Source organism: Streptomyces sp. Ag82_O1-12, assembly GCF_900182715.1.
Taxonomy (GTDB): domain Bacteria; phylum Actinomycetota; class Actinomycetes; order Streptomycetales; family Streptomycetaceae; genus Streptomyces; species Streptomyces massasporeus.
Window position 1 is genome coordinate 1,570,070 of record NZ_FXUW01000001.1, and the last position, 25,269, is coordinate 1,595,338.

General features: G+C 72.0%; 23 protein-coding genes. 8 read left to right on the forward strand and 15 right to left on the reverse strand.

The genetic code is table 11. From position 1 onward, the window contains the following. Positions 1–131: 131 nt before the first annotated feature. Positions 132–1,334: an amino acid deaminase/aldolase gene (locus QOL88_RS07260; protein WP_097215635.1), complete on the forward strand. Its 1,203-nt coding sequence runs from the start codon at positions 132–134 to the stop codon at positions 1,332–1,334. A 13-nt stretch (positions 1,335–1,347) separates the two neighbouring features. Here the strand turns inward: QOL88_RS07260 and QOL88_RS07265 are convergent, their stop codons facing one another. Genes QOL88_RS07265 through QOL88_RS07280 form a run of 4 tightly spaced genes read right to left on the reverse strand, consistent with a single transcriptional unit; the run spans position 1,348 to position 5,820 of the window. After that, on the reverse strand, positions 1,348–2,244 hold the full coding sequence (locus QOL88_RS07265; protein WP_097215636.1) for a DUF2510 domain-containing protein: 897 nt from the start codon (positions 2,242–2,244) through the stop codon (positions 1,348–1,350). Between the two features lie 47 nt (positions 2,245–2,291). Beyond that, positions 2,292–3,077, reverse strand: a complete 786-nt coding sequence (locus QOL88_RS07270) for a 3-oxoacyl-ACP reductase (RefSeq protein ID WP_097215637.1) — start codon at positions 3,075–3,077, stop codon at positions 2,292–2,294. Further along, positions 3,074–4,447: an aldehyde dehydrogenase family protein gene (locus QOL88_RS07275; RefSeq protein ID WP_097215638.1), complete on the reverse strand. Its 1,374-nt coding sequence runs from the start codon at positions 4,445–4,447 to the stop codon at positions 3,074–3,076. The genes QOL88_RS07270 and QOL88_RS07275 overlap by 4 nt, the downstream gene beginning before the upstream one ends. An 8-nt stretch (positions 4,448–4,455) precedes the next feature. Further along, positions 4,456–5,820: a glutamine synthetase family protein gene (locus QOL88_RS07280; RefSeq protein ID WP_097215639.1), complete on the reverse strand. Its 1,365-nt coding sequence runs from the start codon at positions 5,818–5,820 to the stop codon at positions 4,456–4,458. A gap of 98 nt (positions 5,821–5,918) precedes the next feature. On the opposite strand from QOL88_RS07280, the gene QOL88_RS07285 reads away from it, so the two are divergent. The 3 genes from QOL88_RS07285 (at position 5,919) to QOL88_RS07295 (ending at position 9,018) form a co-directional block, all read left to right on the forward strand. Continuing rightward, positions 5,919–6,656: a FadR/GntR family transcriptional regulator gene (locus QOL88_RS07285; protein ID WP_097215640.1), complete on the forward strand. Its 738-nt coding sequence runs from the start codon at positions 5,919–5,921 to the stop codon at positions 6,654–6,656. Positions 6,657–6,860: 204 nt separating this feature from the next. Then, positions 6,861–8,306, forward strand: a complete 1,446-nt coding sequence (gene eat / locus QOL88_RS07290) for an ethanolamine permease (protein WP_097215641.1) — start codon at positions 6,861–6,863, stop codon at positions 8,304–8,306. A gap of 37 nt (positions 8,307–8,343) precedes the next feature. Continuing rightward, positions 8,344–9,018, forward strand: coding sequence for a gamma-glutamyl-gamma-aminobutyrate hydrolase family protein (locus QOL88_RS07295; protein WP_179879094.1), 675 nt, complete (start codon positions 8,344–8,346; stop codon positions 9,016–9,018). A 116-nt stretch (positions 9,019–9,134) separates the two neighbouring features. Here QOL88_RS07295 and QOL88_RS07300 read toward each other — a convergent pair whose 3' ends face one another. Continuing rightward, positions 9,135–10,064 (reverse strand): LysR family transcriptional regulator, encoded by a 930-nt coding sequence (locus tag QOL88_RS07300; RefSeq protein WP_097215643.1) that lies wholly within the window; start codon positions 10,062–10,064, stop codon positions 9,135–9,137. A gap of 70 nt (positions 10,065–10,134) precedes the next feature. Between QOL88_RS07300 and QOL88_RS07305 the strand changes: the two genes are divergently transcribed. Then, positions 10,135–11,286: a TDT family transporter gene (locus QOL88_RS07305; RefSeq protein WP_097215644.1), complete on the forward strand. Its 1,152-nt coding sequence runs from the start codon at positions 10,135–10,137 to the stop codon at positions 11,284–11,286. Here the strand turns inward: QOL88_RS07305 and QOL88_RS07310 are convergent. The 4 genes from QOL88_RS07310 to QOL88_RS07325 form a co-directional block, all read right to left on the reverse strand. Continuing rightward, positions 11,198–11,917: a helical backbone metal receptor gene (locus QOL88_RS07310; protein ID WP_097215645.1), complete on the reverse strand. Its 720-nt coding sequence runs from the start codon at positions 11,915–11,917 to the stop codon at positions 11,198–11,200. The genes QOL88_RS07305 and QOL88_RS07310 overlap by 89 nt on opposite strands. After that, complete coding sequence (locus tag QOL88_RS07315) at positions 11,914–12,483, reverse strand: helix-turn-helix domain-containing protein (protein ID WP_031108946.1); 570 nt, start codon at positions 12,481–12,483, stop codon at positions 11,914–11,916. Before QOL88_RS07315 ends, QOL88_RS07310 begins: the two co-directional genes overlap by 4 nt. Before the next feature lie 329 nt (positions 12,484–12,812). Further along, a complete protein-coding gene (locus QOL88_RS07320) occupies positions 12,813–15,428 on the reverse strand; it encodes an ABC transporter permease/substrate binding protein (RefSeq protein ID WP_097215646.1) in 2,616 nt (871 codons plus the stop codon). After that, positions 15,421–16,512: a quaternary amine ABC transporter ATP-binding protein gene (locus QOL88_RS07325; protein ID WP_097222895.1), complete on the reverse strand. Its 1,092-nt coding sequence runs from the start codon at positions 16,510–16,512 to the stop codon at positions 15,421–15,423. The genes QOL88_RS07320 and QOL88_RS07325 overlap by 8 nt, the downstream gene beginning before the upstream one ends. A gap of 197 nt (positions 16,513–16,709) precedes the next feature. Between QOL88_RS07325 and QOL88_RS07330 the strand changes: the two genes are divergently transcribed. Both QOL88_RS07330 and QOL88_RS07335 read left to right on the forward strand, forming a co-directional pair. Continuing rightward, positions 16,710–17,639, forward strand: a complete 930-nt coding sequence (locus QOL88_RS07330) for a 5'-3' exonuclease (RefSeq protein WP_257028042.1) — start codon at positions 16,710–16,712, stop codon at positions 17,637–17,639. 79 nt (positions 17,640–17,718) lie between these two features. Beyond that, the gene (locus QOL88_RS07335; RefSeq protein ID WP_097215647.1) at positions 17,719–18,561 is read left to right on the forward strand and encodes a siderophore-interacting protein; all 843 of its coding nucleotides are present in this window, start codon (positions 17,719–17,721) and stop codon (positions 18,559–18,561) included. A 29-nt stretch (positions 18,562–18,590) separates the two neighbouring features. Here the strand turns inward: QOL88_RS07335 and QOL88_RS07340 are convergent, their stop codons facing one another. Further along, entirely contained in the window at positions 18,591–19,172 is a 582-nt protein-coding gene (locus QOL88_RS07340; RefSeq protein ID WP_097215648.1) for a GNAT family N-acetyltransferase, read from the reverse strand. A 272-nt stretch (positions 19,173–19,444) separates the two neighbouring features. Here QOL88_RS07340 and QOL88_RS07345 point away from each other — a divergent pair, with 272 nt between their 5' ends. Next, positions 19,445–20,437 (forward strand): RluA family pseudouridine synthase, encoded by a 993-nt coding sequence (locus QOL88_RS07345; protein WP_097215649.1) that lies wholly within the window; start codon positions 19,445–19,447, stop codon positions 20,435–20,437. Here the strand turns inward: QOL88_RS07345 and QOL88_RS07350 are convergent. The 5 genes from QOL88_RS07350 to QOL88_RS07370 all read right to left on the reverse strand — a co-directional run bounded on the left by QOL88_RS07350 (position 20,431) and on the right by QOL88_RS07370 (position 25,089). Further along, on the reverse strand, positions 20,431–21,987 hold the full coding sequence (locus QOL88_RS07350) for a cytochrome P450 (RefSeq protein WP_283445879.1): 1,557 nt from the start codon (positions 21,985–21,987) through the stop codon (positions 20,431–20,433). The genes QOL88_RS07345 and QOL88_RS07350 overlap by 7 nt on opposite strands. Positions 21,988–22,048: 61 nt before the next feature. Then, the gene (locus QOL88_RS07355; protein ID WP_097215650.1) at positions 22,049–22,669 is read right to left on the reverse strand and encodes a GTP-binding protein; all 621 of its coding nucleotides are present in this window, start codon (positions 22,667–22,669) and stop codon (positions 22,049–22,051) included. Further along, positions 22,650–23,048: a DUF742 domain-containing protein gene (locus QOL88_RS07360; protein WP_097215651.1), complete on the reverse strand. Its 399-nt coding sequence runs from the start codon at positions 23,046–23,048 to the stop codon at positions 22,650–22,652. Before QOL88_RS07360 ends, QOL88_RS07355 begins: the two co-directional genes overlap by 20 nt. Then, a complete protein-coding gene (locus tag QOL88_RS07365; RefSeq protein WP_030848665.1) occupies positions 23,045–23,452 on the reverse strand; it encodes a roadblock/LC7 domain-containing protein in 408 nt (135 codons plus the stop codon). The genes QOL88_RS07360 and QOL88_RS07365 overlap by 4 nt, the downstream gene beginning before the upstream one ends. Continuing rightward, entirely contained in the window at positions 23,449–25,089 is a 1,641-nt protein-coding gene (locus QOL88_RS07370; protein WP_097215652.1) for a sensor histidine kinase, read from the reverse strand. The genes QOL88_RS07365 and QOL88_RS07370 overlap by 4 nt, the downstream gene beginning before the upstream one ends. Positions 25,090–25,269 lie beyond the last annotated feature (180 nt).

Consider the following 25,269-nt stretch of genomic DNA (forward strand, 5'->3'; position numbering starts at 1 on the left):
GCGTCGCCCCCCGTACGTGCGCGTCACTCTACGGCTTGTTCCTGGGCGAACGGGAACCAGTCCACGAGGCCGGGGCATCTGCCCGGTACGTCCCCCTACCCCGCGGTAATCCAGTCTGGCAGGCTGCGTTCATGACTGCGCGTGCCGCCGACCGGCCCCGTTACGACCGTGCCACCGCCCATCTCGACGCCCCTCTCGCGATCGTGGACCTGGAGGCTTTCGACGCCAACGCCGCCGATCTGGTCCGCCGCGCCGGGGGCAAGCCGATCCGCGTCGCCAGCAAGTCCGTGCGCTGCCGGGCGCTACTGGAGCGCGTCCTGGCCCGGGACGGCTTCGCGGGGATCATGTCGTTCACGCTCGCCGAGTCGCTGTGGCTGGCCCGGTCGGGGTTCGACGACGTGCTGCTCGCCTACCCGTCCGCCGACCGTGCGGCCTACGCCGAACTCGCCGGTGATCCCAAGCTCGCCGCCGCCGTGACCGTGATGGTCGACGACGTCGCCCAGCTGGATCTGATCGACGCCTCCCGGGGTGGCGGGCGTGAAGTGGTGCGGGTGTGCCTGGAGTTGGACACCTCTCTGAAGCTGCTCGGCGGGCGGGTGCGGGTCGGGGCCCTGCGTTCACCGCTGCACTCCCCCGCCCAGGTCGCCGACGTGGCGCGGGCGGTGGCCCGGCGGCCCGGCTTCGAGGTCGTGGGGATCATGGCGTACGAGGGGCATGTCGCCGGGGTCGGGGACTCGCTGGCCGGCCGTCCGCTGCGGTCCCGTGCCATCCGGCTGATGCAGGCCGCGGCCAAGCGTGAACTCGCCGAGCGGCGTGCGGAGGTGGTGCGCGCGGTGCGGGCCGTCGTGCCGGACCTGGAGTTCGTCAACGGCGGCGGCACCGGCTCGGTGCAGCACACGGCGGCCGAGGACGCGGTGACGGAGATCGCCGCCGGTTCGGGGCTGTACGTGCCGCGTCTCTTCGACAACTACACGTCGTTCAGCGGCCGTCCGTCGGCCCTCTTCGCCATGCCCGTGGTGCGGCGGCCGGGGGTCGGGGTCGTGACCGTCCTCGGCGGCGGGTATCCCGCCTCGGGTGCGGCCGGGGCCGACCGGTCGCCCGTGCCGTATCTGCCCGAGGGGCTGCGCTACGACCCTCAGGAGGGTGCCGGTGAGGTGCAGACGCCGCTGCTCGGCTCGCCCGCCGACGATCTGCTGATCGGGGACAAGGTGTGGTTCCGGCACGCGAAGGCCGGTGAGCTGTGCGAGCGGTTCGACGCGCTGCATCTGATCGAGGGCGACGCGGTGACGGCGACCGTGCCCACCTACCGCGGCGAGGGCCACACGTTCCTGTAGGGGCCGTGGGACGTCAGTCCGTCGGGCCGATGCTGCTGCCGACGCCGCCGCCGGTGTCCGCGTCGCCGAACGGGCGGATGCCCTTGGTGACGCGGTCCATGTCGGCGAGCGGCGGTCCGTCCGCGCCGGCGTCGAAGACGTACCGGACGAGGACCGGCGACTCGGTGCCGACGCTGGACGGGAAGACGAGCGACTGGACGTAGCCGCCGGGCCCCTTGGCGGTGGTGACGCGCCAGCGCACCAGGTACCCGGCGCGGCCCGCCACCGCGACCGGCCCGGACTTGACGACCTGGTGCGCCTTCATGCCGCCGTGGAGTTCGCGGCCGAGGCTGTCGCGGTCGTAGGCCTCGTCGGCCGCCTCGGAGATGTCGGCCTTGGCGAGGGCCTCGGGGGACTTCTCGTCGTTCTCGGTCACCGTGCGGGAGAAGACCATGCCGTGCCGGCACAGGCCCACGCCGCCGGGGCAGTCGTAGGTGCCGTCGGTCGTCATGACGACGTCGTCCTGGGCGACGTACTGCGGGCGGACCCAGCCGTCGAGCAGCGGGAACGTGATGCCGTTGAGCTGGTCCTCGACGACCTTGGGGTCGTCGGCGGAGGGCGCGGAGGTGGACGCCTCGGGGGTCGGCTCCGGCGAGTCCGGGGTGTGAGCGGGGGTGGTGGGGGCCGTCCTGGTTCTGGTGCCGTCGCCGTCACCCCCGCCGAGGGCGACGGCTCCGGTGACGATCGCCGCGACCAGCACCACGGCCGTGGCCGTGAGCGCGACCGCCTTGGTGCGCCCGGTGCCGCCGCCCGGCGGCGGGGCGGCGGGGCCCTCGGGCGCGCGGCGGTGCTCGGTCCAGGCCGTGCCGTCCCACCAGCGCTGCCGGTGCGGGGCGTGCGGGTCGGGATACCAGCCGGGCGGAGGCGTCATGCTCATCCCGGCACTGTAGGGCGCGGCCCGGCCCGTCGGACCCGCGGCTACAGGGGTGTGACGTACGCCCCCGCGATCCCGCCGTCGACCAGGAAGTCGGTGGCGTTCACGAACGAGGAGTCGTCGCTGGCGAGGAAGGCCACGGCGGCGGCGATCTCCTCGGCCTCGGCGAACCGGCCCAGCGGGATGTGCACCAGGCGGCGCGCGGCCCGCTCCGGGTCCTTGGCGAACAGTTCCTGGAGGAGGGGGGTGTTGACCGGGCCGGGGCACAGGGCGTTCACGCGGATGCCCTCGCGGGCGAACTGCACGCCCAGTTCTCGGGACATGGCGAGGACGCCGCCCTTGGAGGCCGTGTACGAGATCTGGGAGGTCGCCGCGCCCATCCGGGCGACGAAGGACGCGGTGTTGATGATCGAGCCCCGGCCCTGGCTCCGCATGTAGGGGATGGCGGCCTTGCAGCACAGGTAGACGGAGGTGAGGTTGACCTCCTGGACGCGCTTCCAGGCCTCCAGGCCGGTCTCCAGGATGGAGTCGTCGTCGGGCGGGGAGATGCCGGCGTTGTTGAAGGCGATGTCGACGCTGCCGTAGGTGTCGTGGGCGGTCCTGAAGAGGGTCTCGACCTCGTCGGGATCGGTGACGTCGACCTTCACGAAGGTGCCGCCGACCTCCTCGGCGGCGGCCTTGCCGCGGGTGTCGTCGACGTCGCCGCAGACGACGTGGGCGCCCTCGGAGGCGAGGCGGCGGGCGGCGGCGAGGCCGATGCCGCTGCCGGCTCCGGTGACGACGGCGGTGCGGCCGACCAGGCGGCGGCAGATGTTTTCCTGGGCAGTCACTGTGCGGGGCCCTCCGTGCTGATGAAGACGTTCTTGGTTTCGGTGAAGGCGGCCAGGGCGTCGGGGCCGAGCTCACGGCCGACGCCGGACTGCTTGTAGCCGCCGAACGGGGTCCAGTAGCGGACGCTGGCATGGGAGTTGACGGACAGGTTGCCGGCGCGGACGGCCTGGGAGACGCGCAGGGCGCGGCCGACGTCGCGGGTCCAGATGGAGCCGGAGAGGCCGTAGGGGGTGTCGTTGGCGAGGCGGATGGCGTCCTGCTCGTCGGTGAAGGGCAGGAGGACGGCGACGGGGCCGAAGATCTCCTCGCAGGCCGCCGCCGAGTCGGGGCTCTCGCCGGTCAGGACGGTGGGCGGGAACCAGAAGCCCGGGCCCTCGGGGGCGCTGCCGCGCAGGGCCGGGGCGCCGTCCGGTACGAAGCCGCGGACCCGGTCGAGCTGCTGCCGGGAGATCAGCGGGCCCATCTGGGTCTTCTCGTCGGCCGGGTCGCCCACCACCACGTCGGCCAGGGTCTTCGCGAGGAGCTCACGGACCTCGTCGTAGACCTGCTCCTGGACCAGGACGCGGGTGCGGGCGCAGCAGTCCTGGCCGGAGTTGTCCAGGAAGGAGAAGGGGTCGACGGCCGTCTTGAGGTCGGCGTCGGCGAAGACGATGTTGGGGCTCTTGCCGCCGAGTTCGAGGGTGACGGGCTTGACCTGCTCGGCGCCGAGGGCCGCGACGCGCGTCCCGGTCCGGGTGGAGCCCGTGAAGACGATCTTGGCGACTCCGGGGTGGCGGACCAGGGCGTCGCCCGTGATGTCGCCGCGTCCGGGCAGGACCTGGAAGAGGTGCTCCGGGAGTCCGGACTCCAGGGCGAGTTCGGCGAGGCGCAGCGCGGTGAGCGGGGTGGTCTCGGCGGGCTTGAGGATGACGGCGTTGCCGGCCGCGAGGGCGGGGGCGGTGCCCCAGGCGGCGATCGGCATGGGGAAGTTCCAGGGCGCGATCACGCCGACGACGCCGAGCGGTTCGAGGATCGTGACGTTCAGGCCGCCGGGCACCGGGATCTGACGGCCGGTGAGCCGCTCCACTCCCCCGGCCGCGTAGTCCAGCAGGTCGCGGACGTTGCCGGCCTCCCAGCGGGCGTTGCCGATGAGGTGGCCGGCCTCGCGGACCTCCAGGCGGGCCAGTTCCTCCAGGTGCTCGTCGACGGTGGCCGCGAAGCGGCGCAGCAGCCGGGCACGCTCCCCGGGCGCGAGGGCGGCCCAGATCCGCTGTGCCCTGGCGGCGTGGGTGACGGCCGCGTCGACGTCGGCCGGGCTCGCCCCGGCGATGGCGGCGACGACCTCCTCGGTCGCGGGGTTCAGTACTTCCAGAAGGTGCTCGGAGGACAAGAGGGGCCTCACAGACGTTCGAAGGAGCGGCGCAGCTCCCAGTCGGTCACCGCGGCGTCGTAGGCGTCCAGTTCGACGCGCGCCATGTTGCGGTAGTGCGCGACGACCTCGTCGCCGAAGGCGGCCCGGGCGACGGTGCTGTTCTCCCAGAGCTCGGCGGCCTCGCGCAGGGTGGTGGGGACGTGGTCGAGGTCGGCGGCGTAGGCGTTGCCGGGGCAGGGTTCGGGCAGTTCCAGCTTCTGCTCGATGCCGTGCAGTCCGGCCGCGACCAGTCCGGCGACGGCGAGGTAGGGGTTGACGTCGCCGCCGGGCAGGCGGTTCTCGAAGCGCAGGGAGCGGCCGTGGCCGACCACGCGCAGGGCGCAGGTGCGGTTGTCCTGGCCCCAGGCGACGGCGGTCGGGGCGAAGGAGCCGGGCTGGAAGCGCTTGTAGGAGTTGATGTTGGGGGCGTAGAGGAGGGAGAAGTCGCGCAGGGCCGCCAGCTGTCCGGCGAGGAAGTGCCGCATGACCTCGGACATGCCGCCGTCGAGGTCGCCGGCCATGGCGTTGGTGCCGTCGGCGTCGGCGAGCGAGAGGTGGATGTGGCAGGAGTTGCCCTCGCGCTCGTTGTACTTGGCCATGAAGGTGATCGACATGCCCTCCTGGGCGGCGATCTCCTTGGCGCCGGTCTTGTACACCGTGTGCTGGTCGCAGGTGACCAGGGCCTCGTCGTAGCGGAAGGCGATCTCGTGCTGGCCGGGGTTGCACTCGCCCTTGGCGGACTCGACGGTCAGGCCGGCGCCGGCCATCTCGTTGCGGATGCGGCGCAGCAGGGGCTCGATACGGCCGGTGCCGAGGACGGAGTAGTCGATGTTGTACTGGTTGGCCGGGGTGAGGCCCTTGTAGCCGGCGTCCCAGGCCTGTTCGTAGGTGTCCTTGAAGACGATGAACTCCAGCTCCGTGCCGACCTGGGCGGTGTAGCCGAGCTCGGCCAGGCGCTCCAGCTGGCGGCGCAGGATCTGGCGGGGGGCGGCGACGACCGGGGAGCCGTCGCTCCAGGCGAGGTCGGCGTGGAGCATGGCCGTGCCCGCGTTCCAGGGGACGCGGCGCAGGGTGGTGAGGTCGGGGTGCATGGCGAAGTCGCCGTAGCCGCGGTCCCAGGAGGACATGGCGTAGCCGTCGACCGTGTTCATCTCGGTGTCGACGGCGAGCAGGTAGTTGCAGCCCTCGGTGCCGTGCTGGAGGACCTCGTCGAGGAAGAAGCGTGCGGCGAACCGCTTGCCCTGGAGCCGCCCTTGCATGTCGGGGAAGGCCAGGACGACAGTGTCGATCTCACCGCCGGCGACGAGGGTGTGCAGTTCCTCGACGCTCAGCGGGGCTGTGCGGTCTGCCACGGGAAGGCCTCCTAGGCTCCTTGGATCCGCTGCCTTGGATCCGCCGGGAGCCATAAGGTATTGCCGAGAACCATTGCTTGGGAAGGGGGTGCGGCCACATGTCGGAAGAAGCTGGTGGCGGCGACGTGCGGGACGGGCTGACGCCGGTGCTGCGGCCGGTGCGCGCGGGCAACGGCTTCGAGGAGGCGCTGGAGCAGATCCTCCAGGTCGTACGGCTGGGTCTGGTGCCGGGGGGAGAGCGGCTGCCGGCCGAGCGGGAGCTGGCGGAGCGGCTGGGGATCAGCCGGGTGACGCTGCGCGAGGTGCTGAAGGTGCTCCAGGACCAGGGGCTGGTCGAGTCGCGGCGCGGCCGGTACGGGGGGACGTTCGTGCTGCCGCGTGCCGAGGCCGTCGGCGAGGACGAGCTGCGGCGCCGGGTCGCCGAGGTCGACATAGAGGACGTGCTGCGGTTCCGGGAGGTGCTGGAGGTGGGCGCGGCCGGGCTGTGCGCGGCGCACGGGCTGGAGGAGAAGCAGGCGGACCGGCTGCGCGAGGCCCTGGCGCGCACGCACGACGCGCCGCTCGCCGAGTACCGCCGCCTGGACACGCTGCTGCACCTCACGATCGCCGAGCTGTCCGGCTCCCCCACGCTCACCGCCCAGTACGCGGCCGTCCGCGCGACCGTCAACGACCTGCTCGACGGCATCCCGCTGCTGGTGCGCAACCTGGAGCACTCCCAGCGGCAGCACACCGCCCTGGTGGAGGCGGTGATCGAGGGCGACGCCGACCAGTCGCGGGAGATCATGCGCGAGCACTGCGGGGGCACGGCGGCACTGCTGCGGGGGTTCCTCGGCTGAGCCGGGCGGCGCCCCGGAACGGCGTCGCGGCGACTCGGCGCCCCGGCGTCTCGGCGTCTCGGCGTCTCGGCGGGGTGAGGATTTACGGGCGATTAACGCAGAGGTATTGCCTTCCCGGGTCGGCACCGCAAAGGTATGGCTCCATTCCATTGAGTCGGAGCCCGCTCGCCCCGTGACCGCCGCCGCCCCGTCGGGAGTCTGCTTATGTCCCAGGAACCCACTCTCACACCCGCCGCCCCGGAGGGCGACGACTATCTCGAACGCAGAGCGCTGCGCCGCGGCAGCGCCGGTTGGGTGCTGCTGACCGGCCTCGGCGTCGCCTACGTCGTCTCCGGCGACTACTCGGGCTGGAACTTCGGCCTGGCCGAGGGCGGCTTCGGAGGCCTCGCGATCGCCATGGTGCTCATGGGCGCGATGTACGCGTGCATGGTCTTCGCCCTCGCCGAGCTGTCCTCGGTCCTGCCCACCGCGGGCGGCGGCTACGGCTTCGCCCGGCGGGCGCTCGGCCCCTGGGGCGGCTTCCTGACCGGCACGGCGATCCTCATCGAGTACGTCCTCGCGCCCGCCGCCATCGTCATCTTCATCGGCGACTACGTCGAGTCGCTGGGCCTGTTCGGCCTGGAGTCCGGCTGGCCGATGTATCTGGTCTGCTTCGCGATCTTCCTCGGCATCCACCTGTGGGGTGTCGGCGAGGCGCTGCGCTTCAGCTTCGTCGTCACTGGCATAGCCGTGGCCGCGCTGATCGTGTTCGCGCTGGCGGCTCTGCCCGACTTCTCCTTCGCGTCGCTGGACGACATCCCGGTCGACTCCTCCGCCGCGGGCTCGAACTCCTGGCTGCCGTTCGGCCTGCTCGGCATCTGGGCGGCGTTCCCCTTCGGCATGTGGTTCTTCCTCGGCGTCGAGGGCGTGCCGCTGGCGGCCGAGGAGACCAAGGACCCGGCCCGTACGCTGCCGAAGGCGATCCGCTGGTCGATGGGCATCCTGGTGGTGCTGGCGGTGGTCACGTTCTTCGCGGCGGCCGGGGCACGCGGTTCCGCCGCGATCCAGGAGGCGGGCAACCCGCTGGTCGAGGCGCTCCAGCCGAACGGCAAGGCGACGACCCTGAGCCGGATCGTCAACTACGCCGGGCTCGCCGGCCTGGTGGCGTCCTTCTTCTCCCTGATCTACGCGGGCTCGCGCCAGCTGTTCGCCCTGTCCCGCGCGGGGTACCTGCCCCGCTTCCTGTCGCTCACCAGCGGCCGCAAGGCGCCGTACCTGGGCCTGCTGGTGCCCGGCACGATCGGCTTCCTGCTGGCGGCGGTCTCGGGCAACGGCGCGCGGATGCTGAACATCGCCGTCTTCGGCGCGACCATCTCCTACGCGCTGATGTCCCTGTCGCACATCGTGCTGCGCCGCAGGGAGCCCGAGCTGGAGCGGCCGTACCGGACGCCGGGCGGGGTGCTGACCTCCTCGGTCGCCCTGGTGCTGGCCTGCGCGGCGCTGGTCGCCACCTTCCTGGTGGACGTGACGGCGGCGCTGATCGCCCTCGCGGTGTACGTCGTGGCGCTCGGGTACTTCGGCCTGTACAGCCGCAAGCGGCTGGTGGCGAAGGCGCCGGAGGAGGAGTTCGCGGCGCTGGCGGCGGCCGAGGCAGAGTTGGCAAGGGACTGAGTGGTTCGACCGTGAGGGAGTTGTCGTGGGCAGGCCGTTGATCGGGGTCAGCACCTATCTGGAGTCCGGTGCGCGCTGGGGTGTGTGGGAGCTGGAGGCCGCCCTGCTGCCGGTCGGCTACCCCCGGCTGGTCCAGCGGGCCGGCGGCCTGGCCGCGATGCTGCCGCCGGACGACACGCGGTACGCCGCGGAGGCCGTGGCCCGGCTGGACGGGGTGGTCATCGCGGGCGGGCCGGATGTCGAGCCGGTGCGCTACGGGGCGGAACGCGAGCCGCGGACGGGGCCGCCGGCGCCGGAGCGGGACGCGTGGGAACTGGCGCTGATCGATGCGGCGCTGGCGGCCCGGGTGCCGCTGCTGGGGATCTGCCGGGGGATGCAGCTGCTGAACGTCGCTCTCGGGGGGACGCTCGTGCAGCACATCGACGGGCACGCCGAGGCCGTGGGCGTCTTCGGCGGGCATGCCGTCAAGCCGGTGCCGGGGAGCCTGTACGCCGGTGTCGTCCCGGAGGAGACGTTCGTGCCGACGTACCACCACCAGGCCGTGGACCGTCTGGGCGAGGGCCTCATCCCCTCGGCGTACGCGGCGGACGGCACGGTGGAGGCGGTGGAACTGCCCTCCGCCGACTGGGTGCTGGGCGTGCAGTGGCATCCGGAGATGGGCGAGGACGTGCGGGTGATGAGGGCACTGGTGGAGGCGGCGACAGGAGGCTGAACCCCAGGGGGTCCGCCTCCTGGACCCCCGTCCCATGCCCTCCCACCACCCGAATCGGGCGGCCAGGAGCCCCGACTCGCCCTCCGGACGCCGAGACACAGTTACGGGGCGAGACCCTACCCCCGCGTCAGCGACAGCAGGTCCCGCGCCGGCCCCGTAGGCCGGTGCCCTGTAGGCCACACCGCCCTCAGGTCCCGCGCCAGGGCCACCCCCTCCACCGGCACCGACACCAGCCGCCGCATCGCCAGCTCCTCCCCCACCGCCAGCTCGCTCAGCACCGCCGGACCCGCCCCGCTCACCACGGCCGCCTTCACCGCCGTCGTCGAGGACAGCTCGATCAGCGGCCGGGCCAGTCCGCCGAGCGCCGCGTCCAGCACCTGCCGCGTTCCCGACCCCTTCTCGCGGAGGATCAACGGCGTCGACGCCAGTTCCTCCGCCGCCAGCGACCGCCGCCGCCTGGCCCACGCATGCCCCGGCGCGGTCACCACTATCAGCCGGTCATGGGCGATGACCGCCGAGTCGAGACCGGCCGGCACCGACAGCCCCTCCACGAACCCCAGATCCGCCTCGTCCGACAGCAGCCGCTCCGCCACCGCCGTCGAGTTCCCCGCGTGCAGCGACACCGCCGTGTCGGGCCGCTGCGCGCGCAGCGCGAGGAGCCAGCCCGGCAGCAGATACTCGGCGATGGTCATGCTGGCGGCGACCCGCAACCGGGAGTCGCGCCGGTCGCGCAGCGCCTGCGCCCCCACGTCGAACGCCTCCGCCGCCTCCACGATCCGCCGCGCCCAGTCCGTCACCAGCGCACCGGCGTCCGTCAGCCGGGACCCGCGGGGCGACCGGTCGACCAGCGCGACACCGAGCTGCCGCTCCATCGACCGGATACGGCTGCTGGCCGCGGGCTGGGTGATGCCGAGCTCCCGCGCCGCGCCACCGAGGCTGCCCAGTCGCGCCACCGCCAGCAGCAGCTCCAGTGCGCCCAGATCCGGCACCCGGTGCGCCACGGAGCCGGTGACGGCCGGCCCGGTCTGCTCATCCGCGTTGCTCATAAACCCAGCTTATGCCGCCATAGAGGCATGATCCCTGGTGGTGCGCCTCCCTGGGCCCCACCGTGGAACCATGGTCACCGCAGCCCGGCCCCGCGCGTATCCGCTCTCCGTCCGCCATCTCGGACCCAACTGGTACGCCACCGTCATGGGCACCGCCGTCGTCGCCACCGCCGGGGGCGCCCTCGCACCGCACGTCCCGGGGCTGCGCGGCGTGCTCGCGGCTGTCTGGGCGCTGTCGCTGGCGCTGCTCGTGACGCTGCTCGGCGCGCGGGCCGTGCACTGGAGCCGGCACCGGGACCAGGCCCGCTCCCACCTCCTCGACCCGGCGGCGGCGCCCTTCTACGGCTGCCTCGCCATGGCCCTGCTCGCCGTGGGCGGCGGTGCCCTCACCGTCGGCCGGGACTGGATCGGGCCGCGGACGGCCGTGGCGCTCGACGCGGTGCTGTTCACCGCCGGCACGGTTCTCGGGCTCGCAGCGGCGGTCGTGGTGCCGTATCTGATGGCCGTACGGCATCGGGTGGAGCCGGGGCAGGCCACGCCCGTCTGGCTGCTGCCGCTCGTCGCGCCCATGGTGTCGGCCGCCGTCGGGCCGCTGCTGGTGCCGCATCTGCCGCCCGGGCAGGCCCAGGAGACGCTGCTGCTCGGCTGCTTCGCGCTGTTCGGACTCAGCCTGCTCGCGACCCTGGTCATGCTGCCGCTGGTCTTCGCCCGGTCGCTCACCGGCGGGCCGCTGCCCCTCGCCCTCACCCCGACGCTGTTCCTGGTGCTCGGCCCGCTCGGGCAGTCCACCACCGCCGTCGGCGCCTTCGCGGACGTCGCACCCGGGGTCGTGCCGGTGCCGTACAGCGAGGGTTTCGGTGCTCTCGCCGTGCTCTACGGCGTGCCCGTGATGGGGTTCGCGCTGCTCTGGTTCTGCCTGGCGAGCGCCCATGTCGTCCGCGCGCTGCGGCACGGGATGCGGTTCTCGATGACCTGGTGGTCGTTCACCTTCCCGGTCGGCACCTGTGTCACGGGTGCCGAGGCGCTGGCCCGGCACACCGGGCTCGTCGTCTACGCGGGCCCGGCGGTCGTGCTCTACGGGGTGCTGGTCGCGGCGTGGGGCACGGCCGCCGTGGGCACCGTGCGCGGGTTGCTCAGGGGCGAGCTGCTCGCAGCGCCTCGCCCAGCACCCGTGGCGCCTCGGCCAGTGACGGCCCGTACCACGTCAGGTGCCGTCCGCTGACGAGCGCGCAGGGCAGGCCGGGGAAGGCCTCGGGGCCGTCGTCGGCGGTGAAGCGGTACGGCTCGTCGGGGAGGACCACCACGTCCGGTGCGCAGGCGCGCAGTTCCTCCAGCGGGAGGCGGGGGTAGCGGTCGGGGTGCGTCGCGTGCGCGGGGTCGACGCCGAGGCGGGCGAGGACGTCGCCGGCGAAGGTGTCGCGGCCCAGCACCATCCACGGCCTGCGCCAGATCGGCACGACCGCCGTGCGGCGCGTCCCGGGCTCCGGCAGGGACGACCAAGTCCGCTCCGCCTCGTCCAGCCAGCGCGGCCGGGCCGTCACCCCGCAGGCGTCCAGCACCCGGGCCAGTTCACGGAAGGCCTGCGGCACGTCGCGGATCTCCGTCACCAGGACCTCGGCGCCCGCCGCCCGCAGGGCCGCGAGGTCGGGTGCGCGGTTCTCCTCCTCGTTGGCGATCACCAGGTCGGGCGCCAGGGAGAGGATCCGGTCGGTCGCGGGGTTCTTGGTGCCGCCGACGCGTACGACGTCGAGGCCGGGGGGATGCGTGCACCAGTCGGTGACGCCGACGAGGGCTCCGGGCGCGGAGCGGGCCACGGCCTCGGTCAGCGAGGGGACCAGCGAGACGACTCTCACCGGCGAGGCCGGTCCCGGACCGCCTCGATGTGCTCCGCCACGGCGACGACGACCACGCGGGTGTCCGACTCGGTCGCCCGCCAGCGGTGCCGTACGCCACCGGTCAGGTACAGCGTGTCGCCGCGGCCCAGGCGGTAGGCGCGGCCCTCCGCCTCGATCTCCACCGCGCCGTCGGCCACGTACATCAACTGGTCGTTGCGGTACTGGAATTCACGGCCCGCGTCATGGTCGCCGGTGAACTCGGAGGCATGCATCTGGTGGTGGCCGCGGACCAGGGAGCGGGTCCGGGGCTGAGGCTGGGGATCGGTGCCGTCGGCGCGGACGACGTCCACGCTGCACGCCGGGTCGGCCGCGGCCAGGAGCTCCACGGCGGTGGTGCGCAGGGCGTCGGCGACCTTCTCCAGGGAGCTGGTGCTGGGCCGGGCCCTGTCGTTCTCGATCTGGCTCAGGAAGGGGACGGACAGGCCGCTGCGCGCGGCCACGACGGCAAGGGTGAGCTCCAGCGCGCGGCGCCGCCGGCGCACGGCCGCGCCCACCCGAAGGGGTTGCTCTTTGTGGTCGCCCATCGCTCCGGCTCCCTCCTTCGCCCGTCGTTCCGCTCCCCGTGCGGCGGTGTCCCGGCGCACTGCTCCTGTTGAGTTGTCTGCACCCTACGCACGTTCGGCAAACCGTTTCATGCGCCCGTCACATCGACGTCATACGGGACGGTGCACGACCTCACACTTCGCGCCAGGGGATGCGCCGCCGAAGGGGCGGAGCGGGTGTTCCTCCCGCGGGAGGAACAGGCAGGGAGAGGGGGTTCAGGGGGTCGCGTAGCGCTCTGTGGTTGTCCGGATCCCGCTCGTGGGATCGGGGGCGGGGTGGGGCGCGGCGTGTCGCGTCCCACCCCGGAACCCTACTGCGGTGTCATGCGCTGCACCATGTCCGGGTGCTGCTCGAGCCACTCGGCCACGGCCTCTTCCTCATGGCCCTGACCGCGGTCCTTGATCTCGCTCTCCAGCGTGCCGAGCTCCTCCTCGCTCATCTTGAAGTTCTTGATCCACTTCGTGAGCTGCGGGTACTCCTCGGGGAACTTCTCGTTGGAGATGGTGCGGATCGTGTTGCCCTCGCCGAAGGCCTTCTTGGGGTCCTTCAGCTTGGTCAGCTCGTAGTCGCTGTACGCCCAGTGCGGCGACCAGAGGGTGACGGCGATCGGTTCCTTCTTGGCGTACGCGCGCTTCAGCTCGGCCAGCATCGCGGGCGTGGAGCCGTCGACGACCTCGTACTCCTCGTCCAGGCCGTAGCCGGGCAGGACCTTGTTCTTCAGCAGGTCCATCTCGCCGGTGCCCGGCTCGATGCCGATGATCTTCCCCTTGAAGGTGGAGGACTTGCCCTTGAGGTCCTCCAGGGAGTCGACGCCCTTCACGTAGGACGGTACGGCGAGCTCCAGGGAGGTCGGCTCGTACCAGGTGCCGAGGTCCTTGAGCCGGTCCTTGTTCTTGTCCCAGTAGTTCTTCTGGGCGTAGGGCAGCCAGGCGTCGAAGTTGAGGTCGAGATCGCCCGAGGCGAGGCCCGTGTAGACCGGGCCGACGTCCATCTGCTTCAGGTTCAGCTTGTAGCCGCGCCGCTCCAGGACGTTCTTCCACAGGTAGGTGACGGCGATGTCCTCGTCCCAGGGGAACCAGGCGACGTCCAGGGGCTGCTTGGCCTCGGCGGGTGTGCTGCCGGCGGCGTTGCGCACCGGGGCCATCTTGTCGACGAAGCCGGGGTTCTGCTTCAGCCAGGCACGGACGGCCTCCTGCTGGTTGCCCTTGCCGGCCTTGTTGATCTCGGCTTCGAGGCTGGTGAGCTCCTTCTCGCTCATCTTGAACTTCTTCAGCCACGTGGCGACCGTCGGGTCGTCGTCCGCGAAGCCCTCGCGGGACAGGGTGTGCACGCCGTCGCCCGCGCCCCAGGCGCCCCTGGGGTCCTTGAGCTTCTTGAGGTCGTAGTCGTTGTACGCCCAGTGCGGCGACCAGAGGGTGGTGACGATCGGCTTCTTCTGGGCGTAGGCGCGCTTCAGCTCGGCCAGCATGGCGGGCGTGGAGCTGTCGACGACCTTGTACTCCTTGTCGAGGCCGTAGTCCTTGAGGACCTTGCTCTTCAGCAGGGCCATCTCGCCGGCGCTGGCCTCGATGCCGGTGATCTTGCCGCCGAACTCGGAGGCCTTGCCCTTGAGGTCCGCCAGGGAGTCGATGCCCTTCATGTAGGAGGGCACGGCGAGCTCCAGGGACGTCTTGTCGTACCAGGCGCCGAGGTCGTCGAGCTGCTTGCCGTACTTCTTCCAGTACTGGGCGTGCGTGGTGGGCAGCCAGGCGTCCGTCTGGAAGTCGACGTCGCCCTGGGCGAGGGAGGTGTACAGCGGGCCCGCGTCGAACTGCTTGGCCTCGACCTCGTAGCCGCGCTGCTCCAGGGCTTCCTTCCACAGGAAGGTGGAGGCGACGCCCTCGTCCCAGGGGATGTAGCCGATGGTGATCTTCTTGCCCTGGCCGACGTTCTTGCCGTCCGCCACGGCCTCGGTGCCGCTGCCGCCACCGAAGGCGCCCATGCCGCCCGCGGTGAGCGCGAGGACGACGACGCCGATCATGGCGACGACCGGGCGGGGCCGGTACGACCAGATCTTCAGCCCCTGGGTGGCGCGCAGCTTGGCGGCGGCGCGGCGGCCGAGCGGGGAGACCTGGGTGCCCAGCGCGCTGGTCATGCGGTCGAGGTAGATCGCGAGGATCACGATGCCGACACCGGCCTCGGCACCCAGGCCGACGTTGAGCTGGCCGATGGCCTGGTTGACGTCGCCGCCGAGGCCGCCGGTGCCGACCATGCCGGCGATCGCGGCCATGGACAGACCGAGCATGATCACCTGGTTGACGCCGGCCATGACGGTGGGCAGCGCCAGCGGGAGCTGCACCCGCAGCAGGGTGTTGCGCGGCGAGGTGCCGAACGCCTCGGCCGCCTCGACCAGTTCCTTGTCGACCTGCCGGATGCCCAGCTCGGTCATGCGCACGCCCGGGGCGAGCGCGAAGATCAGAGTGGCGACGATGCCCGCGGCTGCGCCGCTGCCGAAGAAGAGGATCGCCGGGACGAGGTACACCATCGCCGGCAGCGTCTGCATGAAGTCCAGGACGGGCCGCACCAGACCGCTGACCCGGTCGGAACGGGCTGCCCAGATGCCCACCGGTATCGAGATCACGAGTGCGATGACGGTCGCCACGAGAACGAGCGACAGGGTCATCATCGCGTTCTCCCACAGTTCGAGGGAGTCGATGAACGCGAATCCCACGAACGCGAGGACACCGGCGAGGGTGCCGCGCAGCCAGAAGGCGATCACGGCGAAGATACCGGCGAGGAGCAGCGGTTCGGGCGCCTGGAGGACGGCGTTGATGCCGTCGTACAGGCCGAGGAAGACGGTCTTGCAGAAGTCGAACAGCCACGCCATGTGGGTGGTGAGCCAGTCGACCGCGTCGTTGACCCAGCTGCCGAGTTGAATCCTAGGCACGGGCGGTCACCTTCTCTCCGCCCTTGTCCCGCGGGGAGTCGCAGGGCTCCGGGGTGGCGTCCTGCGCGTCACCGAGGAAGCCGACCAGGCGCTGCCGGGGGACGACGCCGATCTGCTTGTTGTCCTTGTCCACGACCGAGACGGGGTGGGTGAGCCGGGCGCTGATGGCGCACAGCTCCGTGAACGGGGTGTCGGGCGTGGCGGTCTCGCAGTGGCAGCCGGGGTCGTCGGCGGTGACCGCGGCGTCCATGAGCTCGCCCGCGGTCAGGACGCGGGAGCGGTCGACGTCCTGGGTGAAGGAGGCGACGTAGTCGTTCTCCGGCCGCAGCAGGATGTCCTGGGCGGTGCCGATCTGGACGATGCGGCCGTCACGCATGACGGCGATGCGGTCGCCCAGGCGCATGGCCTCGTTCAGGTCGTGGGTGATGAAGACGATCGTCTTCTTGAGCTTCTGCTGGAGTTCCAGCAGCTGGTCCTGCATGTCACGGCGGATCAGCGGGTCCAGGGCGCTGAAGGACTCGTCCATCAGCAGCAGGTCGGCGTCGGTGGCGAGCGCGCGGGCGAGGCCGACGCGCTGCTGCATGCCGCCGGACAGCTCGTCGGGCCAGGACTTCTCCCAGCCGGCCAGGCCGCACAGGGCGAGCGCCTCGTCGGCGCGGCGTGCGCGCTCGGCGCGGGGCACGCCCTGCACTTCCAGACCGTAGGCGGCGTTCTCGCGCACGCTGCGGTGCGGGAAGAGCGCGAAGTGCTGGAACACCATGCTGATCTTCTTGGAGCGGACCTCGCGCAGTTCGCGGGCGCCGAGCGTGGTCAGGTCCTGGCCGTCGAAGCGCACATGCCCGGCGGTCGGCTCGAGCAGGCCGTTCAGCATGCGCAGCAGGGTGGACTTGCCGGAGCCGGACAGGCCCATGACGACGAAGATCTGGCCGGGCTCCACGGTGAAGGACGCGTCGATCACGGCGGCGGTCGTGCCCTCGGCGCGCAGTTCGTCACGGTCGGCTCCCTCGCGGAGCCGCTCGACCGCTCGGTCCGGTCTTCTGCCGAACACTTTGTAGAGGCTCTCGGCCTCGAGGGTTGCTGACACGTGCACCTCTATTTCGATGACAACAGAACAGAGCGAGGACAGGGCGCAAACAGTTGAAATGCGCAACCAGCCTCGCTCCGGGGCGGCGCCTCCCCCCGATCCCCGGCAGCAAACTCGAAAGTGGGGCGCTTCACACGGAACGCGCAGGGCGCAACGCGTTGCGCTGCGGCGAGTCACTGTCGGCGGCGTACGGCATGATGCGTGGCGTGACCGGACGACTGATGCTCCTCGACACCGCCTCCCTGTACTTCCGCGCCTACTTCGGCGTCCCGGACTCGGTCCGGGCCCCGGACGGCACGCCGGTGAACGCCGTGCGCGGACTGCTCGACTTCATCGACCGCCTGGTCAAGGACCACCGGCCGGACCTCCTGGTGGCCTGCATGGACGCCGACTGGCGGCCGCAGTGGCGGGTGGACCTGATCCCCTCCTACAAGGCGCACCGGGTCGCCGAGGAGCACGCGGTCGGCCCGGACGAGGAGGAGGTGCCCGACACGCTGTCGCCGCAGGTGCCGGTCATCGAGGCGGTGCTGGACGCGGTGGGCATCGCGCGCGTGGGTGTCGCCGGGTACGAGGCGGACGACGTGATCGGCACGTTCACCGCCGGGGCGAAGGGTCCGGTCGACATCGTCACGGGCGACCGCGACCTGTACCAGCTGGTGGACGACGCACGCGGGGTGCGCGTGCTGTACCCGCTGAAGGGCGTGGGCACGTTGCAGCACACCGATGAGGCGGTGCTGCGTGAGAAGTATGGGGTCGACGGCAGGGGGTACGCGGATCTGGCCTTGCTGCGCGGCGACCCGAGCGACGGCCTGCCGGGCGTGCCGGGCATCGGTGAGAAGACAGCCGCCAAGCTGCTGGCCGAGTTCGGGGACCTGGCCGGGATCATGGCGGCGATCGAGGACCGGGGGGCGAAGCTGACGCCGACCCAGCGCAGGCGACTGGACGAGGCGCGTCCCTATCTGGCGGTCGCCCCGAAGGTGGTCCGGGTCGCGGACGACGTACCCCTGCCCGACGTTTCCACGGCGCTGCCGCGCAGGCCGCGCGACCCGGCGGCACTTGAGGCGCTGGCGGCCCGCTGGGGACTGGGCGGATCCCTGGAGCGGCTGATGGCCACGCTCTCGGCGTGATCTCTCGCCACAGGAGGTGTGAAGTGGGGGCGGGGTGTTAACTTAGGTTAGCCTAACTATGTGAGACAGGGAGGTCCTCATGGCAGAGCGACCGGGCCGCCAGCCGCGCAGGCTCCACTCCGCGCAGGTCGTGCGCACCGAGCGGCTGACCCCGCACATGCAGCGCGTGGTGCTCGGCGGCGAGGGCCTCGCCGACTTCGCGGCGGGCACGTGCACCGACCACTATGTGAAGCTGCTGTTCCCGCCCGCGGGCGTCACCTATCCGGAACCCTTCGACCTGCAGCGCGTCAAGGACGAACTGCCGCGCGACCAGTGGCCGGTGACCCGGACTTACACGGTCCGCCAGTGGGACGCCGAGCACCGCGAGCTGACGCTGGACTTCGTCATCCACGGTGACGAGGGCCTGGCCGGTCCGTGGGCCCGCCGCGTCCGGCCGGGCGAGACCGTGCGCTTCATGGGACCCGGCGGGGCTTACGCGCCCGACGCGGACGCCGACTGGCACCTGCTCGTCGGCGACGAGAGCGCGCTGCCCGCGATCGCCTGCGCCTTGGAGGCGTTGCCGCGCGGGGCCAGGGCGTACGCCTTCGTGGAGGTCTCCGGCTCCGAGGAGGAGCTGAAGATCGACTCGGACGTGGACGTCGTCTGGCTGCACCGCGGCGCGCGGCCCCTGGGCGAGGCGCTGGTCGAGGCCGTCCGGGACCTGGAGTTCCCCGAGGGCCGGGTGCACGCCTTCGTCCACGGCGAGGCGCACTTCGTCAAGCAGCTGCGCCATCTGCTCCGCGTGGAGCGCCAGGTCGCGCGCGAGGACCTCTCGATCTCCGGCTATTGGCGCCGCGGGCACAACGAGGACGGCTGGCAGGCCTCCAAGCGCGAGTGGAACGCCCGGATCGAGGCGGAGCAGGAGAGCGTGTCCGCGGCCTGACGGCTCACCGGCGCGCCGCGGTGCCCGGCTCAGTCCCTGCGGATCCGCGCGTGCAGGTGCATGTCGTGCCAGCCGTCCGGCTGCAGGATCGCGCTGCGCTTGGTGCCCTCGAGGGCGAAGCCGGTCCGGGAGGCGACGCGGCAGGACGCCTCGTTGCGCACGGCGTGCAGGAGCTCCAGGCGGTGGAAGCCGATCTCGTCGAGCGCCCAGTGGGTGAGCGCGGTCGTGGCGCGGGCGGCGACGCCCCGGCCCCGCGCCTGCGGGGCGGTCCAGTACGCCACCTCCGCCGTCCCGTCGTCGAGCCGTAGCTCGCGCAGCGCCACCCTGCCCAGCAGCTCTCCGGACTCCGCGTCGGCCACGGCCCAGTGCGCCTCCCGCTCGCCCTCCCACGCCTGGTGCCAGGCCTGGATCCAGGCACCGGCCTCCGCCACGGAGTCCGCGGCGCGGGCGTGCCACTGGTGCATCACGGGGTCCTGGAAGACCTCGTACACCGCGGGCGCGTCCCCGGCCCGCCAGGGGCGCAGCGCGAGTCCGCCGTCGGCGGGGAGAGTCGGTTGCGGGCGGTCCGCGAGGGTACCGGCGGTCAGGACCGGGCTGATGAGGAACGGCATGCCCGCATCCTGACAAGGTCCGGCCGGGCGGCCCCAGTCATTTTCCGGCCCGGAACACCGGGGCTTCCGTCCCCGCACGCCAGGGACGTTCATCCCCGCCACCGGGTCTTCCACCCATGGCGGCGACGAACCGCACGCAGCGTCTTCCGCCCCCGCACACCGACTCTTACGCCCCTGCACACCGGGGCCGTCCGCCCCGCACGCCGGGGTCGTCCACCCACGCGGACCAGGGCTTTCCGCCCCCGCACCTCCGCCTCGTACGCTGGGCCGCGATGAGACGCAAGACCCGCATCCCGCCCTCTCCCCTGCCGCAGCGCCACGGGGTGGATCCGGTGCGCGTGCGGCTGCCCGCCGCGGGGGCGTGGGGCACGGTGCGTGCGCACCTGGTGGAGCGGCTCTCGGGGGCGGGTACGGGAGTCGTCGACGGCATGTTCGAGGCAGGCCTGATCGTCGGGGCGGACGGACGGCCCGTGGCGGCCGACGCGCCCTTCGTGCCGGGGATGTTCGTCTGGTTCCACCGGGACCTGCCCGACGAGGTGCCGGTGCCCTTCTCGGTGCGGGTCGTGCACCGGGACGAGCACATCGTCGTCGCCGACAAGCCGCACTTCCTCGCCACCACCCCGCGCGGCGGCCACGTCGCCGAGACCGCGCTGGCCCGGCTCCGCCGCGACCTGGACCTCCCCGAGCTCACCGCGGCGCACCGGCTGGACCGGCTCACCGCGGGACTCGTGCTGTTCACGGTGCGCCCGGAGGAGCGCGGGGCGTACCAGTCGCTGTTCCGCGACCGCCGGATCCGCAAGGAGTACGAGGCCGTCGCCCCGTACGACCCCGCTCTCGCCCTGCCCCGGACCGTCCGCAGCCGGATCGTGAAGGAGCGCGGGGTGCTCACCGCCCGGGAGGTTCCCGGCGAGCCCAACGCCGTGAGCCGTGTCGAGCTGGTCGAGCACCGCGAGAGCCCCGGCGGGCCCGGCGGGCTCGCCCGGTACCGGCTCGCGCCCGCCACCGGGCAGACGCACCAGCTTCGCGTGCACCTGAGCGCGCTGGGCGTGCCGATCCTCGGCGACCCGCTCTACCCGGACGTGACCGCGCCCGGGCCGGCCGGTGACTTCCGCCGTCCGCTCCAACTGCTGGCGCGGTCCCTGGAGTTCACCGACCCGGTCACGGGCGCGGAGCACCGGTTCCGCAGCGGCCGGGTGCTCGCGGCCTGGGCGTCGTACGACCGGTGGGCCGCCGGCGGGTACGACGGCCCGTCAGACGGTCAGTAGCCGCGCCACCAGCTCAGGAACCGCTGCCAGACACCCTTGCGGCGGGCCGGTTCCGCGACGGCGGGCTGCCCCGGCACCGGCACCGGCACCGGCACCGGCACCGGCTGGGGCTGTACCGGGTCCGGCTGCGGCTGTGCGGTGACCGGCTGCGGCTGCGCCGCGGCCGGCTGGGGCTGCGCCGCGGCCGGTGCGGCCTGCGGCTGCGCGATGCCGATCTGCCAGTCCGAGCGCTGGGCTGCGACTGGCTTGTGGTTGGGCACCTCCTGCACGTCCTGCGGCGGCTTGGGCGCGAACTGCACCGGCAGTTCGACCAGGTGCCGGGAGGCGATGGACGCCGTCCAGCGCAACTCCTCCTCGTCGCAGTCGAGTTCCACGTCCGGCAGCCGCATCAGCAGCGCGTCGACGCCCACGTCGGCGATGGAGCGGCCGATGTCCTGCCCGGGGCACTCGTGCGGACCGCCGCCGAAGGCGAGGTGGGAGCGGTTGCCCTGCATGCTGGCCTTCAGGTCCGGCCGTACCCGCGGGTCGACGTTGGCCGGGAGCGGCGCGAAGAGCAGCCCGTCGCCCCGGCGGATGCGCTGCCCGCCCAGTTCGGTCTCCTGCTTGGCGAAGTAGGCGAACACCGTGCTGAACGGCGGTTCGTTCCACAGGGACTGCTCCACCGCCTCCGGCACCGTCATCTGGCCGCCGTTGAGCTGGGCCCGGAAGCGCGGGTCGATCAGCACCGTGAGCAGCACGTTGGACAGCAGGTTGGTGGTGGCCTCGTAGGCGGCGAAGAGCACCAGGCGCAGGTGCTCCCTGACCTCGTCGTCGCTCAGCCGGGCCGGGTGCGTGATCAGGTAGCTGGCGAGGTCCTCCTCCGGCTGCGCGCGGCGGATGGTGGTGAGCCGGCTCAGGGCGTCCATGACGTAGGAGTGGCTGGCGATGGCGGTCTCGGTGCCCTTGAGCGCGTCACGGGCGGCCTCGACGATCCGGTCGTTGTACTCGTCGGGCATGCCGAGGATCTCGCACATGACCGCCATCGGCAGGTGCTCGGTGAACTGGCCGACGAGGTCGGCTTCGCCCGCCTCGCAGAACCGGTTGACGATCACCTGCGTACTGCGGTTGATGTAGCGGCGCAGGCTGCGGAAGTCGATCGTGGAGATGGCGCCCATGACCGCGCCGCGCAGCCGCTTGTGCTCGTCGCCCTCGGCGTGCGAGGCGATGGGCTGCCAGGCGATGTGCGGCATCAGCGGGTGGTCGGGCTTGACGAGGCCCTCCCTGAGCGGGGTCCAGATCCGGCTGTCCCGGCAGTACTGCGAGGGCGAGCGCACCATGTGCAGGTTCTCGGCGTGGCCGAGGACGATCCACATCGGCACGTCGTCGTGGAGCAGCACGGGCGCCACGGGACCGTGCTGCTCCCGCAGTTGCTCGTACAGCGCTCCGAGGTCCTCCGCCTCGTGCAGCCGGTGCAGTCCCCCGGGCCCGAGGCCGTGCGCGGGGCAGCCGGGGGGCGGGCCGGGCCGGAGGTCGTCGTCCGTACTGGTCGGGGCGTGGGATTCAGGCGTCACAGTGATCGCTCCGAAGCTTTCCAGGTGTCATGGGGGGAGGGGCGGGGTGGACGGACACGGATCAGGTGAGCGAGCCCGTCATGGCGAGCGAGTGCAGGAAGCGCATGAGCGTCATCAGGACGTCGCGGCTGGAGGCGCGCCGCCGCGCGTCGCACTCGATGATCGGGATGTCCGGCGTGAGGTCGAGGGCCGTGCGCAGCTCCTCGACGGCGTAACGGGGGGCGTCCGGGAAGGAGTTGATGGCGACCACGAACGGCACGCCGCGCTCCTCCAGGCGTCCCATGACGTCGAAGCTGACCTCCAGCCGCCGGGTGTCGACCAGCACCACCGCGCCGAGCGCGCCCTCGAACAGGCCGTTCCACAGGAACCAGAAGCGCTGCTGGCCGGGCGTGCCGAAGAGGTACAGCACCAGCTGTTCGGTGATGCTGATCCGGCCGAAGTCCATGGCCACGGTGGTGGCCGTCTTGGACGCGGAGCCGAAGTTGTCGTCGACACCGATGCCGGCCTGCGTCATGGTCTCCTCGGTGGTCAGCGGTGTGATCTCGCTGACCGAGCCGACCATGGTCGTCTTGCCGACGCCGAAGCCACCCACGATCACGATCTTGGCCGCGGCCTGTGCCGTGTGGGGCAGCTGGTCCTCGGCCCGGGGGCCCGGGATGGTGTCAGAGCCGTTGAAGTCCATTCATCACCGCTTCGAGGAGGGAACGGTCGGAGCGCGCCTTGCGGACGATCGGGGCGCGCGCCTGCACCAGTTCCGCCGTCAGCAACTCGGTGAGCAGCACGCCCATCGCGCTGAACGGCAGGTGGAGGTAGGCCGACAGCTCGGCCACGGACAGGGGGGCGGCGCAGAGTCGGAGCAGCGCCGCCTGCTCGGGAGAGGCGGACGGCGGCGGGTCCGTGGCACGCGCCACGATTAACGTCACGAGGTCGAGCTCGGCCCGTTCACCGTCCGGGCCGGCCACCACGTACATCCGCTCCGGGTTCCCGGGTTTGCCGTCGCCCTCCTGGGGCGTGGCCGGTTCCGGGACGAGGTCGCGCCTCTGGCGTTGGGGAGGCGTCATACGATCTGCCCGTTCCGCCGGGGCGGACTGGTGAGGTGGCCGCCGATCCGGACGACCAGGTCGCGCATCATCGCGCTCATCCGGCCGGGTTCGCATCGCACGTCGGAGAGCACCGCCAGGAAGGCGTTGGCGCCCGCGCCCATGAGGTAGAAGTAGCCGCGGTCGATCTCGATCATGACGAGCTTCATCTCGCCGTCGCCCACGGTGAGTTCCTGGCAGATGCTGCCCGCGAGGGACTGCAGGCCGGCGCAGGCCGCGGCGACCCGGTCGGCCGCGTCCGGCTCGCCGCCGTAGCGTGCGATGCGCAGACCGTCGGCCGAGAGCACCACGATCATCTCGATGCCCGGAACGCCGTCGGCGAGCTGCTTGAGCATCCAGTCGAAGTTGCCTCGCTGCTGGATCACTTGAGGTCCCCCTCGTCGTCGGCCTCGGTGGGGGCCGGGTCGTTGATCAGGTGCAGGTACTTGGTCGGGTTCCGGATGAAGTCCGTCGGGTGGGTGCCGGGCTCGATGCCCTGCTTGAGCCCCTCCCAGAAGGCTTCGAGACCCTTTCCGGGGGCGTCGGGGGACGACATGTCGTGCCATGACTTGGGCTCGGGCTCCGGTGTCGCCCAGGGGTTGAACTCGCCCCGTTCGGCGGCCTCCCGGTCGGCCTTCTCGTTGGCGGCCTGCTGGGCGAGCCGCTCGGCGAGGGGCATCTTCACCTTGCTGCGGCGCTGCGGCAGGCCGTTCGCGGTCCACTCGGTGACCTCGGGGACGTCGTCGTCCTCCATGGAGACCGTGGCGGGGATCTTCGGGCTGGTGGGGCGTCGCCTCTTGGGCGCGCGCTTGGGGCCCTCGGGGATACCGACCGTCATGGGGATGCCGGTGGCACCGATGCCGTGCGCGAGTCCGACACCGGGCTCGTGGGTGATCATCTCGCTCGGCACGATGAGGATGGCCCGGACGCCGCCGTACGCGGAGGCGCGCAGCGAGACCTGCATGTTGTACGCCGTGCAGAGGCGGCCCACGACGGCCAGTCCCAGGCGCGGGTGCTCACCGATGTCCTGGAGGTCGACGCCGGCCTTGGCGGCCTCCAGCATGCCCTCGATCCGGGCGCGGGCCTCCTCGTTGAGGTTGACACCGCCGTCCTCGATCTCGATGCAGACGCCGGTCTGCACCTCGGTGGCGGTGACGTGCACCTTGGTCTGCGGCGGCGAGTAGCGCGTGGCGTTGTCGAGGAGCTCGGCGGCGGCGTGGATGACCGGCTCGACGTAGATGCCCTTGACGCTGACCTTGGCGATGGAGGACAGCTGGATGCGCCGGTACTCCAGGATGCGGGACATGGCGCCGCGCAGGGTGCTGTACAGGGACACCGGCTCGGGCCACTGCCGCCCGGGGCGGCCGCCGCCGAGGACGGAGACGGAGTCGGCCAGGCGGCCGATCAGGGCGTTGCCGTGGTCGATGCGCAGCAGGTCGTCGAAGACCTCGGGGTTGCGGCCGTGGTCCTCCTCCATCTCCCGGAGTTCCTCGGCCTGCTGGTGGATGATCGCCTGGACGCGCCGGGCGACACTGACGAAGGAGCGCGCGGCCGCGTCACGCATGGTCACTTCGCGGTCGACGATCTTGAGCACCGTCAGCAGCGTCTCGGCCTGTGGGGCCGGCAGGTCGCGGAACGCGGGGTTGGCGAGGGTGAGCTTGCGCATCACCCCCCTGGGGGATTCTCCGGTGCGCAGCAGGTCGAGCGCGGCGGGGACGAGCTCCCTGGAGAAGCGGACCAGATCGTTCTCGTGGGCGCCGATCCGCTGTTCCAGATGCGCGCTGTGCCGGGCGTGCTCCGCACGCTGGTCGCGCAGCGCACGGCCGCGGCGCACCGCCTCGGCCGCCGTCGCGAGCACCAGCGCGGTGGCGATGCCGCCGCACCAGCCGACGGCGCCCCGGGCGGGCTCCGCCACCAGGGCGACGGCGGCTCCGGTCGCCGCGGCCATGACTATGGCCGGCAGCAACAGCACGCGCGCGTAGGGCAGTTCACGGCGACCGGGAGGGGATTGAACACTCACCATGTGGGCCTTCTGACAGGAGTCGACTGAGGTTCGGGGGACTTACAGGGGGGTATGTCATGAAGCAGTCGGGATCTTCCACACATTGGGGAACAAGCGCACGAATTCATCTCAAGCCGGTGCGCTGCGGGCGAGCTTAGTCCGACCGGATCATCGCCGTGTCATATTCAGCAACTGCCGGAA